The organism is Stappia sp. 28M-7 (genome assembly GCF_014252955.1).
Taxonomy (GTDB): Bacteria; Pseudomonadota; Alphaproteobacteria; order Rhizobiales; family Stappiaceae; genus Stappia.
Genome location: NZ_JACMIA010000001.1, coordinates 3,451,403 through 3,466,523, shown reverse-complemented (window position 1 = coordinate 3,466,523; position 15,121 = coordinate 3,451,403). Strand labels below are relative to the sequence as shown.

Annotated in this window: 11 protein-coding genes; all 11 read left to right on the top strand. The window is 67.9% G+C overall.

The window, feature by feature from the left end:
• The first annotated feature begins 9 nt into the window (after window positions 1–9).
• The 11 genes from murG (at window position 10) to ligA (ending at window position 15,082) form a co-directional block, all read left to right on the top strand.
• Window positions 10–1,155 (top strand): undecaprenyldiphospho-muramoylpentapeptide beta-N-acetylglucosaminyltransferase, encoded by a 1,146-nt coding sequence (murG, locus tag H7H34_RS15530; protein WP_185925710.1) that lies wholly within the window; start codon window positions 10–12, stop codon window positions 1,153–1,155.
• A complete protein-coding gene (murC, locus tag H7H34_RS15525; RefSeq protein ID WP_185925709.1) occupies window positions 1,152–2,573 on the top strand; it encodes a UDP-N-acetylmuramate--L-alanine ligase in 1,422 nt (473 codons plus the stop codon). The genes murG and murC overlap by 4 nt, the downstream gene beginning before the upstream one ends.
• On the top strand, window positions 2,570–3,553 hold the full coding sequence (gene murB / locus H7H34_RS15520; RefSeq protein WP_185925708.1) for a UDP-N-acetylmuramate dehydrogenase: 984 nt from the start codon (window positions 2,570–2,572) through the stop codon (window positions 3,551–3,553). Before murC ends, murB begins: the two co-directional genes overlap by 4 nt.
• The gene (locus tag H7H34_RS15515) at window positions 3,546–4,475 is read left to right on the top strand and encodes a D-alanine--D-alanine ligase (protein ID WP_185925707.1); all 930 of its coding nucleotides are present in this window, start codon (window positions 3,546–3,548) and stop codon (window positions 4,473–4,475) included. The genes murB and H7H34_RS15515 overlap by 8 nt, the downstream gene beginning before the upstream one ends.
• Before the next feature lie 20 nt (window positions 4,476–4,495).
• Entirely contained in the window at window positions 4,496–5,374 is an 879-nt protein-coding gene (locus H7H34_RS15510) for a cell division protein FtsQ/DivIB (protein ID WP_120267148.1), read from the top strand.
• A gap of 32 nt (window positions 5,375–5,406) precedes the next feature.
• The gene (gene ftsA, locus H7H34_RS15505) at window positions 5,407–6,693 is read left to right on the top strand and encodes a cell division protein FtsA (protein ID WP_208996658.1); all 1,287 of its coding nucleotides are present in this window, start codon (window positions 5,407–5,409) and stop codon (window positions 6,691–6,693) included.
• Between the two features lie 114 nt (window positions 6,694–6,807).
• On the top strand, window positions 6,808–8,586 hold the full coding sequence (gene ftsZ / locus H7H34_RS15500) for a cell division protein FtsZ (protein ID WP_120267150.1): 1,779 nt from the start codon (window positions 6,808–6,810) through the stop codon (window positions 8,584–8,586).
• A 288-nt stretch (window positions 8,587–8,874) separates the two neighbouring features.
• Window positions 8,875–9,822 carry a UDP-3-O-acyl-N-acetylglucosamine deacetylase gene (lpxC, locus tag H7H34_RS15495; protein WP_185925706.1) on the top strand — a complete coding sequence of 316 codons (948 nt, stop codon included), beginning with the start codon at window positions 8,875–8,877 and terminating at the stop codon, window positions 9,820–9,822.
• 230 nt (window positions 9,823–10,052) lie between these two features.
• Window positions 10,053–10,919 carry an outer membrane protein assembly factor BamD gene (locus H7H34_RS15490; protein WP_120267152.1) on the top strand — a complete coding sequence of 289 codons (867 nt, stop codon included), beginning with the start codon at window positions 10,053–10,055 and terminating at the stop codon, window positions 10,917–10,919.
• A gap of 186 nt (window positions 10,920–11,105) precedes the next feature.
• Window positions 11,106–12,779 carry a DNA repair protein RecN gene (recN, locus tag H7H34_RS15485; RefSeq protein ID WP_185925705.1) on the top strand — a complete coding sequence of 558 codons (1,674 nt, stop codon included), beginning with the start codon at window positions 11,106–11,108 and terminating at the stop codon, window positions 12,777–12,779.
• A 134-nt stretch (window positions 12,780–12,913) separates the two neighbouring features.
• Complete coding sequence (ligA, locus tag H7H34_RS15480; protein ID WP_185925704.1) at window positions 12,914–15,082, top strand: NAD-dependent DNA ligase LigA; 2,169 nt, start codon at window positions 12,914–12,916, stop codon at window positions 15,080–15,082.
• The last annotated feature ends 39 nt before the right edge of the window (window positions 15,083–15,121 follow it).

Genomic DNA, 15,121 nt, shown 5'->3' with positions numbered 1-15,121 from the left:
GGCAGGTCCATGGCACGCACCATCCTGCTCACCGCCGGGGGCACCGGCGGCCACCTGTTTCCCGCACAGGCGCTGGCGGCCGAGCTCGGCCGCCGCGGCCATGTGGTGGAGCTGGCGACCGATGCGCGCGTCAGCGACTTCGGCAAGGATTTTCCGGCGCGCGCCGTGCATGTGATCTCCTCGGCGACCCTGTCCGGCAAGTCGCCGGTGGCGCTCGCACGCACCGCCTTGAAGCTGGGCAAGGGCCTGATGCAGTCGCGGCGGCTCATCGCCCGCCTACGCCCGGACGCGGTGGTCGGCTTCGGCGGCTATCCGACCTTTCCGCCGATGTTCGCGGCCTTTCTCGGCCGGGTGCCGAGCGTGCTGCACGAGGCCAATGCGGTGATGGGCCGGGCCAACCGGATGCTGGCCGGACGGGTAACGGCGGTTGCGACGAGCTTTCCGCTGGTCGACGGCGACGACAGCCAGTTCGCGGCAAAGTCCGTGCGCACGGGCAACCCGGTGCGCGATGCGGTGATCGCGGCGAGCGGGCGCGACTATGTGGCCGCAGGCCCGGGCGATGCCTTTCGCCTGCTGGTGTTCGGCGGCTCGCAGGGCGCGCGCTTCTTCAGCGATGCGATGCCCGGCGCGCTGGAGCGCATGACGGACGAGGAGCGGGTGCGGCTGGACCTGGTCCAGCAGTGCCGGCCGGAGGACATGGAGCGCATGCGCGAGGCCTGCGGCCGGCTGGGCGTCAGGGCAGAACTTGCGAGCTTCTTCGCCGACATGCCGGAGCGGATCGCCGGTGCGCATCTGGTGCTGTGCCGCTCGGGCGCCTCGAGCGTCAGCGAGCTGTCGGTGATCGGCCGGCCCTCGGTGCTGGTGCCGCTGCCGCATGCGCTGGACAACGACCAGGGACGCAACGCGGAAGTGCTGGCGAAGGCCGGCGGTGCCTGGCCGGTGCGGCAGGCGGATCTCGATGCCGACCGGCTGGCGTCGCTGCTGGGCGAGCTGATGGCCGCGCCCGAGCGTCTGGCGGCAGCGGCAAAGGCGGCACGTGCCGCAGGACATCCGGACGCGGTCGGCCGTCTCGCCGATCTCGTCGAACACGTCGCAAGCAGAGCGCCGCTCAGTGCCCTTGCGGCCCATCTCGATCAAGGGGGAAGCGCATCATGAAGATGCCCCAGGACCTCGGTCCGGTTCATTTCATCGGCATCGGCGGTATCGGCATGAGCGGCATCGCCGAAGTGCTGCACACGCTCGGCTATACCGTGCAGGGCTCCGACGTCTCCGACAGCGCCAACGTCAAGCGGCTGCGCGACAAGGGCATCGAGGTGAAGGTCGGCCACGATGCCGGCAATCTCGGCGAGGCGCGCGTCGTCGTCGTTTCCTCGGCAATCAAGCGCGACAACCCGGAACTGGTGGCCGCGCGCGAGCGCTTCCTGCCGGTGGTGCGGCGCGCCGAGATGCTGGCCGAGCTGATGCGCTTCAAGCAGGCGATCGCCGTCGGCGGCACGCATGGCAAGACGACGACGACCTCGATCATCGCGGCGGTGCTGGATGCCGGCGGGCTGGACCCGACGGTGATCAACGGCGGCATCATCAATGCCTACGGGACCAATGCCCGCATGGGGCAGGGCGACTGGATGGTGGTGGAGGCGGACGAGTCCGACGGCACCTTCGTCAAGCTGCCGGCCGATATCGCTGTCGTGACGAATATCGATCCCGAGCACCTCGACCACTACGGCAATTTCGACGGGGTGCGCGACGCCTTCCTGCAATTCGTCGAGAACGTGCCGTTCTACGGCTTTGCCGTGATGTGCTTGGACCATCCGGAAGTGCAGGCGATGGTCGGACGCATCGAGGACCGCCAGGTCATCACCTACGGCCAGAACCGCCAGGCGGACGTGCGCTTCTTCGACCTGACGACCGAGGGCGCGAATTCGGTCTTCAAGGTGGAGATCCGCGACCGCATCGCCGGCACCACCCAGGTGATCGAGAACATCACCCTGCCGATGCCTGGCCTGCATAACGTCTCCAACGCGACGGCGGCCATCGCGGTCGCCTGGAAGCTTGGTCTCGACGGCGACCAGATCCGCAAGGGGTTGGCGGCATTCCGCGGCGTGAAGCGGCGCTTCACCCATACCGGCAGCGCTGACGGGATCGAGGTGTTCGACGATTACGGCCATCATCCGGTGGAGATCCGGGCCGTGCTGGCCGCGGCCCGGGCCGTGGCCCCGGGCAAGGTGGTCGCGGTGGTGCAGCCGCACCGCTACAGCCGGCTGGAGAGCCTGTTCGACGATTTCTCCACCTGCTTCAACGATGCCGACCACGTGGTCTGCGCGCCGGTTTATGCGGCCGGCGAGGCCCCGCGCGAGGGCATCACCCATACGGCCCTTGCCGACGGCATCCGCGCCAGCGGCCACCGCAGCGTGCATGCGATCGGCGGCGAGGAAGAGCTGGCGGCGACCGTGGCGCGCATCGCCGAGCCCGGCGACTACGTGGTGTGCCTTGGCGCCGGCAACATCTCGCAATGGGCGCAGGCCCTTCCCGAGAAGCTGATTGCCGCCCGCAAGTCAGGGGGCGGGGCATGAGCTGGCCCGACCTCGTTGCCCGTCACGGTCTCGACCGGATCGGGCTGCGCGGACGGCTGACGCCGAACCAGCCGCTGTCGGCCGTGACCTGGTTCCGCGTCGGCGGACCGGCGCAGCTGATGTTCCAGCCGGCCGACACGGACGATCTGGCGCTGTTCCTGAAAGCCCTGCCGCCGGAAATCCCGGTGCTGCCGGTGGGCCTCGGTTCCAATCTTCTGGTGCGCGATGGCGGCATCGAGGGTGTCGTCGTGCGGCTTGCGGCCAAGGGCTTCGGCGCGGTCGAGGTCGAGGAAGACGGGGCGATCCGCGCGGGCGCCGCGGTGCCGGACAAGCGGCTTGCCGAGGCGGCGGCAGACGCCGGCCAGGGCGGCTTTGCGTTCTACGCCGGCATTCCCGGCGCCGTGGGCGGCGCGCTCAGGATGAATGCCGGCGCGCATGGCAGCGAGACCGCCGAGGTGATGGTGGAGCTGACCGGCGTGACGCGGGCGGGCGAGATCGTGCGACTGAGCCGCGACGACATGGCCTATCGCTATCGGCACAGCGAGCAGCCCGGCGACACGATCTTTACGCAGGCGCTGTTTCGCGGCGAACCGCGCGAGCGCGAGGCGATCCGCCAGGAAATGGCCGAGGTCAGCGCCCACCGGGAAGCGGCGCAGCCGATCCGCGAGAAGACCGGCGGCTCGACCTTCAAGAACCCTCCGGGCCACTCGGCCTGGAAGCTGGTCGACGCGGCCGGCTGCCGCGGGTTCCAGATCGGCGGCGCGCGGATGTCGGATGTGCATTGCAACTTCATGATCAACACCGGCGAGGCCACCGGTCACGATCTGGAGCTTTTGGGCGAGACGGTGCGTGCGCGGGTGCTGGAGACCAGCGGTATCGCCCTGGAATGGGAGATCAAGCGGCTCGGCGTGTGGGCTGGCGGCGAGAGCGTCGAGCCTTTCCTTGGAAAGCGGATCACGGAGGCGGCGAGCGATGGCTGAACGCAAGCATGTCGCGGTTCTGATGGGCGGCTGGTCGGCCGAGCGCTCGGTGAGCCTGAAGTCGGGCGAGGGCTGCGCGGCCGCGCTGGAGCGCGCCGGCTACCGGGTGACGCGGATCGACGTGCAGCGCGACATCGCCGCGGTGCTTGCCGAGCTGCGCCCGGACGTTGCCTTCAACGCGCTGCACGGGCCGTTCGGCGAGGACGGCTGCATCCAGGGCGTGCTGGAGATCCTCGGCATTCCCTACACCCATTCGGGTGTCGCGGCCTCGGCGCTGGCCATGGACAAGCAGAAGGCCAAGGCGGTGATGAAGGCGGTCGGCATTCCTGTTGCCGAGCACAAGGTCGTCCACAGGATGACGGCGGCTCGCGAACATGTGATGAGCCCGCCCTACGTCGCCAAACCGGTGCGCGAGGGCTCGTCCTACGGGGTCCTGATCGTCAAGGAAAACGCTCCGCATCCGCCGCAGGAGCTCTTCCGCGACGACTGGCCCTACGGCGACATGGTGATGATCGAACGGTATGTGCCGGGGCGCGAGCTGACCTGCGCGGTCATGGGAAACGTGGCGCTGGGGGTCACCGAGGTGATGCCGCTGGGACACGGTTTCTACGATTTTGACGCGAAATATGCCCCTGGCGGATCACAACACATCCTGCCGGCCGAAATTTCACCATTTGTTTACCAAGAAGTACAGAAACTTAGCCTACGGGCGCATCAGGCACTCGGTTGCAAGGGCGTGACGCGGGCTGACTTCCGCTTCGACGAACAGCCCGGCGGCGGCGGCGAACTGATCTGTCTTGAAGTGAACACTCAGCCCGGAATGACGGAAACCTCGCTCGTGCCCGAGATCGCGGCACATGCGGGACACTCTTACGAAGAGCTGACCAGCTGGTTGGTGGAGGACGCAAGTTGCGGACGATGAAGGCAAAACGGGGTGAGGACATGGTCCTGCCGATCGAAGCGGCGCTGGCGCCGCGCGGTCGCGGCGTGCCCCGTTTGCACCGCCGCCCCCTGTGGCGCGCGGCCGGCATCCTGCAGGATCTTCCCGAGTGGACGGGCACGGCCGGCGCGCTGGTCTTCCTGTCCGCGACCATTTTCTATGCCCTGGCCGTCGGCGGTTATGCCCGCACGGTGAGCGAATCACTTACCTCGGCCGCCGGTTTCGAGATCGCGGCCGTTAAGCTCTCCGGCCAGCGCGAGACGACCGAGTTCGAGATCCTGGAAGCGCTGGAGATCGAGCAGGGCACCTCGCTCGCCCTGTTCGACGCCTCGGCGGCGCGCGAGCGGCTGGCCCGCATCCCGTGGATCGAGACGGTTTCGGTGCAGAAGCTGTATCCGGGCACGCTGCAGGTGCGCATCGACGAGCGCGAGGCCTTCGCGCTCTGGCAGCGCGGCAACAGCCTGTCGGTGATCGATGCCAAGGGGCAGGTGATCAGCGACGATGTCGACGGGCGCTATGCCAACCTCTTGATGCTGGTCGGTCACGGCGCGCAGTATCGCGGCGCCGAGATCCTGGCGGCGCTGGAGAAGGTGCCGGAGCTGCGGGCACGGGTGCGTGCCGCGCGCCTCGTCTCCGACCGGCGCTGGGACCTGCTGCTGGAAAACGGTCTGACCGTGCGCCTGCCGGAAACGGATGTGGGCCGCGCGCTCTCCGACCTGGTCCGCATGGACGCAGACAACGGGCTGCTGACCCGCGATATCACCGTCGTCGACATCCGCCTGCCCGACCGCGTCGTGGTGCGTATGAGCGACGAGGCGATCGAGCGCCGCAACGCCGAAACCAAGTCGCGGGGCGCCAAGCGCTCGGGAGGCAATGCATGAGCCGCCGGTCCGCCCCGATCTATCTGCCGCGCATGCGGCCGCTGCCCGGCCGCCGGGCCGTCGTCGTCTCGGTGCTCGACATCGGCTCGACCAAGGTCTGCTGCCTGATCGCCAAGCTGAGCCCGCGCAACGACGATTGCGTGCTGCCCGGCCGCACCCACTCCATCGAGGTGCTGGGCTACGGCTACCAGCGCTCGCGCGGCCTCAAGTCCGGCGTCGTCGTCGACATGGACGCGGCCGAGCAGGCGATCCGCCTGGCGGTGGACGCGGCCGAGCGCATGGCCGGGCTGACGGTGGAGTCGCTGATTACCAACGTCACCTGCGGCCGGCTGAACTCGGAGATCATCACGGCCAGCGTCGGGCTTGCGTCAGATTCCGTGACCGAGGCCGATATCCAGCGCGTGCTGTCCGCCGGCAGCGCCCACACGGTCGCCGACGGGCGCGCGGTGATGCATGCGCTGCCGATCGCCTACACGCTGGACGGCAATCGCGGCATGCGAGACCCGCGCGGCATGATCGGCCGCCGTCTGGGCGTCGACATGCAGGTGGTGACGGCCGAGGTGGCGCCGGTGCGCAATCTCGAGCTTTGCATCAACCGCGGTCACCTGACCGTCGAGACCATGGTCGCAACGCCCTATGCCAGCGGCCTGTCCACGCTGGTGGAGGACGAGGCGGAGCTCGGCGTCGCCTGCGTCGACATGGGCGGCGGCACCACGACGCTGTCGGTCTTCGTCGAGGGCCAGATGGTGCATACCGACGCGATTGCCGTCGGCGGCCATCACGTGACGATGGATATCGCCAGGGCGCTGTCGACGCGCCTTGCCGATGCGGAGCGGATCAAGACGCTGCAGGGCTCGGCCCTGCCGAGCCAGGCGGACGAACGGGACCTGATCTCCATTCCCCCGGTCGATGCCGACAGCGACCTGCCGCACCAGATCCCGCGTTCGATGCTGACGCGCGTGATCGTGCCGCGGGTCGAGGAAATCATGGAACTGGTGCGCGACAGGCTCACCGCCTCCGGCTTTGCCGGGCGGGTGGGCAAGCGCATCGTGCTCACCGGCGGAGCGAGCCAGCTCACCGGCTTGAGCGAGGTGGCACGCCGGGTTCTCGGCCGCCAGGTCCGGCTCGGACGTCCGCTGGGCGTCGCCGGCCTGCCGGAAGCCGCCAAGGGACCGGCCTTCGCCGCCGCCGTCGGACTGCTGATCTATCCGCAGGTGGCGCAGGTCGAGCAGTTCGAGCCGCGCGGCGCGAACGCAAGATGGACATTCGGATCGAGTGCGCTGGCCAGGGTCGGCAACTGGATCCGGGATAGTTTCTGAGGCGGGAAACTGCCTCGGGAAGCGTCGGGTCGCACAACCCCCGGCGCATGACGAGGGAACTGAGGGTTTGAGTGAGAGCGCCGGCAACGGTCTCTCGAGGGTCGCGAGGAAGCCATGACCATCAACTTGAAAATGCCTGATCTTCAGGAATTGAAGCCCAGAATCACGGTGTTCGGCGTCGGTGGCGCCGGTGGCAATGCCGTGAACAACATGATCCAGGCCGGCCTGCAGGGCTGCGACTTCGTTGTCGCCAATACCGATGCCCAGGCGCTGGCCAGCAATCACGCCGAGCGTGTCGTCCAGATGGGCGTCGCCGTGACCGAAGGTCTGGGCGCCGGTTCGCAGCCCGACGTGGGCGCGGCGGCCGCCGAGGAAGTGATCGACGAGATCAACGACCACCTGTCCGGCTCGCACATGGTGTTCATCACCGCCGGCATGGGCGGTGGCACCGGCACGGGCGCTGCACCGGTGATCGCGCGGGCCGCGCGCGAGATGGGTATACTGACCGTCGGTGTGGTCACCAAACCGTTCCAGTTCGAGGGCGTGCGCCGCATGCGCATCGCCGAAGCTGGGATCACCGAGTTGCAGAAGGCGGTCGATACACTGATCGTCATCCCCAACCAGAACCTGTTCCGCATCGCCAATGCACAGACCACCTTCGCCGACGCCTTCGCGATGGCCGACCAGGTGCTCTATTCGGGCGTGGCCTGCATCACCGACCTCATGGTCAAGGAAGGCCTCATCAACCTCGACTTCGCCGATGTGCGCTCGATCATGCGCGGCATGGGCAAGGCGATGATGGGCACGGGCGAGGCGTCCGGCGAGAAGCGCGCGATGCAGGCTGCCGAGGCGGCGATCGCCAATCCGCTGCTCGACGAGACCTCGATGAAGGGCGCTCGCGGCCTGCTGATCTCGATCACCGGCGGCAACGACCTGACCCTGTTCGAGCTGGACGAGGCAGCCACCCGCATTCGCGAGGAGGTCGATGCCGACGCCAACATTATACTGGGCGCTACCTTCGATGAGAGCCTCGACGGCATCATCCGCGTGTCGGTCGTGGCGACGGGCATCGACAAGGAGCTGCGTGAGGAAGCCTCTCCGGCGGAAACCCGCATGGCCGAGCTGACCGAGCGTTTGAAGACGATCTCCGAGCCGGCCCCGGTGGCGCGTCCCCGCCCTGCCGCTGCCGCTCCGGTTTCGCGTCCGGCCGCGCCCGCGCGCCCGGCCACGGTGGAGAAGATCGAGCAGGAGCTCGAGATCCCCGAGCCGGTCCAGGCCTCGACCGATCCGGAGGTGGAAATCGCCCCTTTTTCTCCGGCTCCGGGCATGATCGGTAACAACAGCCCGTTGGCGGATCTGGACGAGGCGGATCTTGCCGAACCCGTCGCAGATGCGCCGGTCGTCGAGCCTTATATCCCGCCGGTCGCAGAAACCGTCTCGCAGCCCGCGCGCATGCCCTCGATCGAGGACTTCCCGCCCGTGGCGCAGCGCGAGATGCGCGCTCATGTCCACGCCCGTGCGGCGGAAGAGGAGCATCATCACGGCGAAGACCGCCGTCCGATGAGCCTGCTGCGTCGCCTCGCCAACGGCCTGAGCCGCCGCGAGGAAGAGGACGAGATGCCGGCAGCCGAGATGGCTCCCGCTCCGCGTCCGCAGCAGCCGGCCCCGCGTCCGGCGCCCGCCGCCCAGCCGCGTGCCGCTGCTCCGCAGCCGCGCCCGGTGCAGCAGCAGGCCCAGCCGGCGATGCGTCCGGCTCCGGCACCGGCCCGCCCGGCCGCGCAGGGGGCTGCCGGCCAGCTCGACCTGACCGGTCGTCAGGCCCCGCAGGCCCGCACGCTGTCCGAGGAAGACCAGCTGGAAATTCCGGCCTTCCTGCGTCGTCAGGCGAACTGACGACGGGATAATCCGCGACACTCCCTCAACGGGCGATCCGGCTCCTCACCGGATCGCCCGCCCTCGAGGGAGCGGGCGGATTTTGCTATATTTTTCAAAGCTCTCATTTTTAATGAAGCGTTACATATCGTAACAAAGCTTTATTTCTGATCCGTCCCCCCGACCCTGTATGTTCACCCTGCGATTCAACGGGGGCGCGACTCGCGCGCATTTTCCCGCAAGCCTCAAGACCTTTCGGTCTCGCCATCGCATCCGTTTTCAGGGTCTCGCAGACAGGACGATCTGGTGATGAAACTCTCCTCCGACCGGCAGACGACATTGGCCGGCGCCGTCTCCCTGCAGGGTATCGGCGTGCATTCCGGCAATCGGGCGGACGTGACGCTGCAGCCGGCCGATCCCGGCACGGGCATCGTCTTCACCAACCGTAATCCGCAGACCGGCTCCGAAGTCGAGTTTCCGGCGCATTGGCGCGCCGTGTCCGCCACCGCCCTTTGCACCGTCCTCGGCGATCCGAAGGCCGGCGGCGTCTCCACCGTCGAACATCTGATGGCCGCGCTGCGGGGTCTTGGCGTCGACAACGCCATCATCGAGATGGACGGCCCGGAAATGCCGATCATGGACGGCAGTTCGGATGCCTTCGTCGCCGCCATCGATTCCGTCGGCCTGCGCCGCCAGCAGGCCGTGCGCCGCTATATCCGCGTCAAGAAGACCGTCCGCGTCGACCAGGGCAGCGCCTGGTGCGAGCTGCGCCCGCATGAGGGCTGCCGCTTCGATGTGACCATCGACTTCGACGCCGAGGCCATCGGCCGCCAGTCGATGGTGCTCGACCTGTCTCCGGAGACCTTCCGCAGCGAGCTGTCGCGTGCCCGCACCTTTGGTTCCGTGCAGGACGTGAAGAAGCTGTGGTCGATGGGCTTTGCCCTCGGCTCTTCGCTGGAGAACTCCGTCGCGATCTCCGACGGCAAGGTGATGAACCCGGAAGGCACCCGCTGGCGCGACGAGTTCGTGCGTCACAAGATGCTGGATGCGGTCGGCGACCTGGCGCTTGCCGGCCTGCCGTTCCTGGGCCTCTACCGCTCCTACAAGGGCGGTCATCGCATGAACCACGCGATCCTGGTCGAGCTGTTCGAGAACGCCGGCAAGGATGCCTTCGAGATCGTCGAAGGCGCGTTCGAGCGGCCGGCTCCGGCCCTGATGGACATGCCGATGCTGGCCGTGGCGCAGGGCGCGTCCTGAGCAGGGCGTGCCGCCGGTCGGGCCGAGGATGGCGGAAAACCGCCTTGCCCAAAACGACAGGCCACAAAAAAGCGACAAATGTCCCTCACATGGCGTGACGTGGCCGGGTGTTTTCCGTTAGAACACGCGCTGATCGGGATGACGGACGCCCTTGCGGCGCCCCTTCCGGTCGCTCCGGATTGTCCGGACGGGGCCGAACCGGCGCCGAGTTCGAGGAGTGAGTTGACGTGATGGTGGCATTGTCCAGTTCCAAGGCGAGGGAAACCGTCACCGGCGGTCTGCGCAAGGCCAGGATCGCGTCCTTCGCCCTGCTTGCGGTTACGCTAGCTGCCTGTTCCTCGACCAAGGACGACGACGACTTCGCCACCAACGACACGCCGGCAGAAGTGCTCTTCAACGAGGGCCTGTCGTTGCGCAACGAGGGACGGCTGTCCGACGCCCGGCTGAAGTTCCAGGAAGTCGACAAGCTTCATCCGTATTCCGAGTATTCGCGCAAGTCGCTGATCAACCTTGCCTATCTGAACTATTCGCTGGGCAAGTTCCCGGAGGCGATCACCGCCGCCAAGCGTTTCACGACGCTGTATCCGGGCAGCGAGGACAGCGCCTACGCGCTTTACATCATCGGCCAGTCCTATCACAAGCAGATCCCGGACGTGACGCGCGACCAGGAGATGACGCAGCGGGCGCTCGCCGCCTATGGCGAACTGCTCCAGCGCTTCCCCGATTCCGAATATGCCACCGATGCGGCGACCAAGGTCCGTGCCGCGCAGGACCAGCTCGCCGGCAAGGAAATGGAAGTGGGCCGCTACTACCTGAAGCGGAACCACCAGATCGCGGCGATCAACCGTTTCAAGGTGGTCGTCACCAACTACCAGACCACCCGCCACATCGAGGAAGCGCTGTTCCGCCTGACCGAGAGCTACTATGCGCTCGGCGTGGTCAACGAGGCCCAGACCGCGGCCGCCGTGCTCGGCCACAACTTCCCGGACAGCCAGTGGTACAAGGATGCCTTCAGCCTGCTGAAGACCGGCGGTTACAGCCCGAGCGAGGATTCGGGCAGCTGGATCAGCCGCGCTTTCAACAGCGTTTCGCTTTAGCATCCCGCCGACGGCAGCACGCCTGCCGTCCCGCAGAAGGCCGACGGAACGACCGTCCTGACGGCCTGCCCGTATCGCTGCGCCAGCAGTTTGGCGTTGCGGCCACCGGGTGCCACCAGCTACACCTGATGCGGTTTCCCGTGCGCTTCGCCGCACATGTCCAGTCCGGCCCGGTCATCCGCTCGCATGCTCGCTGCGCTTGCCATTCGAGATATCGTCTTGATCGACCGGCTCGATCTTGCCTTCGGCGCCGGCATGTCGGTGCTGACCGGCGAGACGGGCGCGGGCAAATCCATCCTGCTTGATGCCCTGAGCCTTGCCCTTGGCGGGCGCGGCGATGCCGGGCTCGTGCGCCACGGCCAGGCGCAAGGCCAGGTGACGGCCGCCTTCGACGTGCCGATGGCCCATCCCGTGCGCGCCTTGCTGCGCGAGAACGATCTGGAGGCCGACGGCGACGTGATCCTGCGCCGTGTGCAGGCCGAGGACGGCCGCAGCCGCGCCTTCATCAACGATGCGCCGGTGAGCGTCTCCCTGTTGCGGCAGGCCGGCGGGCTCCTGGTCGAGATCCACGGACAGAACGAGGCGCGGGCCTATACCGATCCGGCCGAACACCGGCGGCTGCTCGATTCCTTCGGCGGCTGCGAGGCCGATTGCGCGGCGGTTGCCAGCGCCCATGCGGCGATGCGCAAGGCGGTGCGCGCGCTCGCCGAACAGGAAGAGCGGATCGAGGCGGCTCGGCGCGAGGCCGATTACCTGCGCGCCTCCGCCGAGGAACTGTCGAAACTTGCGCCGGTTATCGGCGAGGAAACCGAGCTTGCCGACCGGCGCCAGTCGATGATGCAGGTGGAGAAGATCGCCGGCGATCTCGGCGAATCCTTCGACCTGCTCAACGGCACGGCCTCTCCCATTACCGAGATCGCCTCGCTGTGGCGGCGGCTGGAGCGCAAGGCCGAGCAGGCCCCGGAGCTGCTGTCGGGTCCCGTCGGCTTCCTCGCCGAGGCGCTGGACCGGCTGGAGGACGCGCGTGCGGGCCTGGAAGCGGCAGTGCGCGAGACGGAATTCGACCCGCGCGCGCTGGAGGCGACCGAGGAACGGTTGTTTGCCTTACGCGGGGCGGCGCGCAAGTTCCAGGTGCAGGTGGACGACCTTCCGGCGCTGCGCGAACGGTTCGAGGCCGATCTTGCCGCGCTGGATGCCGGCGAGGAGGCGCTTGCCGGCCTGGCCTCGGCGGCCGAGGCGGCACGCAGCGCCTATGACGCCAAGGCGGCGGCCCTGAGCAAGCGCCGGCAGGCGGCGGCCAAGGCGTTGGAAGACGCGGTCTCCCGCGAGCTGCCGGACCTGAAGCTGGAGCGCGCGCGCTTCATCGTGAACCTGGAGAGCGACCCGCAGGTACGGTCCCGCGAGGGCATCGACACGATCGAATTCTGGGTGCAGACCAATCCGGGCACCAAGCCGGGTCCGATGATGAAGGTCGCCTCGGGCGGCGAGCTTTCTCGCTTCCTGCTGGCACTGAAAGTGTCGCTGGCCGACAAGGGCTCGGCGCCGACGCTGGTCTTCGACGAGATCGACACGGGCGTAGGCGGGGCGGTGGCCGAGGCCATCGGCAGCCGTCTGGCGCGCCTTGCCGGCAAGGTGCAGGTGCTGACCGTCACCCATGCGCCGCAGGTTGCGGCAAAGGCGGGCGGGCATTTCCTCATTATGAAGGAAGATGCCGGCGCGGACCGTGTTGCGACGCGGGTGAAGCGGATCGATGTCGACCATCGGCGCGAGGAGATCGCGCGGATGCTGGCCGGCGCCACGATCACCGACGAGGCCCGCGCGGCGGCCGACCGGCTGCTCTCCGACGCCCCGCGCGCGTGAGCAGCTGAACCAGGGCTGGAAAAGCATCTCGCCGCCCTTTGCCTTGCTCGTCCGCAGCGCCATACTCCCTCGCCAGGCGGGAGCCGAACACCCGTTCCCGCTCCGCGATATCCGATGCCAGAAGATGCGATCCCATGTCCGACACTGACCTTTCGTCCCGCGCCGTCGAAGACCTGACCCTGGAAGAGGCCGCGCTGGAGCTGGAGCGGCTGGCCGAGGAGATCGCGGGCCACGACCGGCGCTATCATGGCGAGGACGCGCCGGTCATTTCCGATGCGGACTACGATGCGCTGAAGCGGCGCAACGATGCGATCGAGGCGCGGTTTCCCGATCTCGTGCGCTCCGACAGCCCGTCGTTGCGCGTCGGCAGTGCGCCGGCGGACGGCTTCGGCAAGGTCACCCATGCGATCCCGATGCTGTCGCTGGACAATGCGTTCGCTGACGAGGACGTGCGCGACTTCTTCGGCCGCATCCGCCGCTTCCTGAAGCTCGATCCGCTGATGGGGGCGATTGCGGTGACGGCGGAGCCGAAGATCGACGGCTTGTCGCTGTCGCTGCGCTACGAGAAGGGGCGCCTCGTGACGGCCGCAACGCGCGGCGATGGCACGGTCGGCGAGAATGTGACGCAGAACGCGCTGACCATCGAGGACATTCCCCAGCGCCTGCCGGACGGTGCGCCCGACATTGTCGAGGTGCGCGGCGAGGTCTACATGCGCCACGAGGACTTCCGTGCGCTGAACGCACGGATGGAGACGCAGGGCGGCAAGGTCTTCGCCAATCCGCGCAACGCGGCGGCAGGCTCCCTGCGACAGCTCAACCCGGAGGTGACGAAGTCGCGGCCGCTGCGCTTCTTCGCCTATGCCTGGGGCGAGATGAGCGAGGTGCCGCGCGCCACCCAGTACGAGATGGTGCAGCTGCTCGGCGAATGGGGTTTTTCGATCAACGCCCGCATGGTCCGCTGCGAGACCGTAGAAGAGATCCTCGCCGCCTATCACGGTATCGAGGAGGAGCGGGCGCTGCTCGGCTACGACATCGACGGCATGGTCTACAAGGTCGACCGGCTCGACCTGCAGTCGCGCCTCGGCTTCGTCTCGCGCGCGCCCCGCTGGGCCATCGCCCACAAGTTCCCGGCCGAGAAGGCCTTCACCGTGCTGCGCGGCATCGAGATCCAGGTCGGGCGCACCGGCGCCCTGACCCCGGTCGCCAAGCTGGAGCCGGTGACGGTGGGCGGCGTCGTCGTCTCCAATGCGACGCTGCACAACGAGGACTACATCAAGGGCATCGGCCAGACCGGCGAGCCGCTCCGCGGCGGCAAGGATATCCGGGTCGGGGACACGGTGCAGATCCAGCGCGCCGGCGACGTGATCCCGCAGATCGTCGACGTCGACCTCGACAAGCGCCCGGAAGGTTCCGAGCCCTTCGCCTTCCCGACCACATGCCCGGCCTGCGGCAGCCACGCGGTGCGCGACGTCAACGCATCGAGTGGACGCATCGACGCCGTGCGCCGCTGCACCGGCGGGCTGATCTGCCCGGCGCAGGCCAAGGAAAAGCTGAAGCACTTCGTCTCACGGCACGCGCTCGACATCGAGGGGCTGGGCGACAAGCAGGTGGAGTTCTTCTTCGACCTGCCAATGGAGGAGGGCGGCATCCGCCAACCGGCCGATATCTTTACCCTGGCGGAGCGGGACGCCGCCTCGCCGCTGATCAAACTCAGGAACCGCGACGGCTGGGGCGAGACGAGCGCTGCCAACCTCTTCGCCGCCATCGACGCGCGGCGCGAGATGCCGCTCAACCGGGTGATCTTCGCGCTCGGCATCCGCCATGTCGGCGAGGGCAACGCCAAGCTGCTCGCCCGCCATTATATCGACTGGGGGACCTTCCGCGCGGCGATGCAGGCGGCGGCGGACCCGGCCTCCGATGCCTTTGCCGAACTGATGGATATCGACGGCATCGGCGAGACGGTGGCCCGGGCCGTGGTCGAGTTCTTCGCCGAGGACCACAATCGCGACGCGCTGGATGCGCTGCTGGCGCAGATCCGGCCGCAGGCGATGGAACGGGTGGAGGCGAGCGCAAGCCCCGTTGCCGGCAAGACGCTGGTCTTCACCGGCACGCTGGAGAAGATGAGCCGCGACGAGGCCAAGGCGCGTGCCGAGGCGATGGGGGCGAAAGTCTCGGGCTCGGTGTCGAAGAAGACCGACCTGGTGATCGCCGGTCCAGGCGCCGGCTCGAAGCTGAAAAAGGCCGAGGAACTGGGCATCGACGTCATCGACGAGGATGCCTGGATCGAGATGTCCGGCGGATGAGTCTGTGCGAATCAACTTAAGTACAACACCTATGGGGTG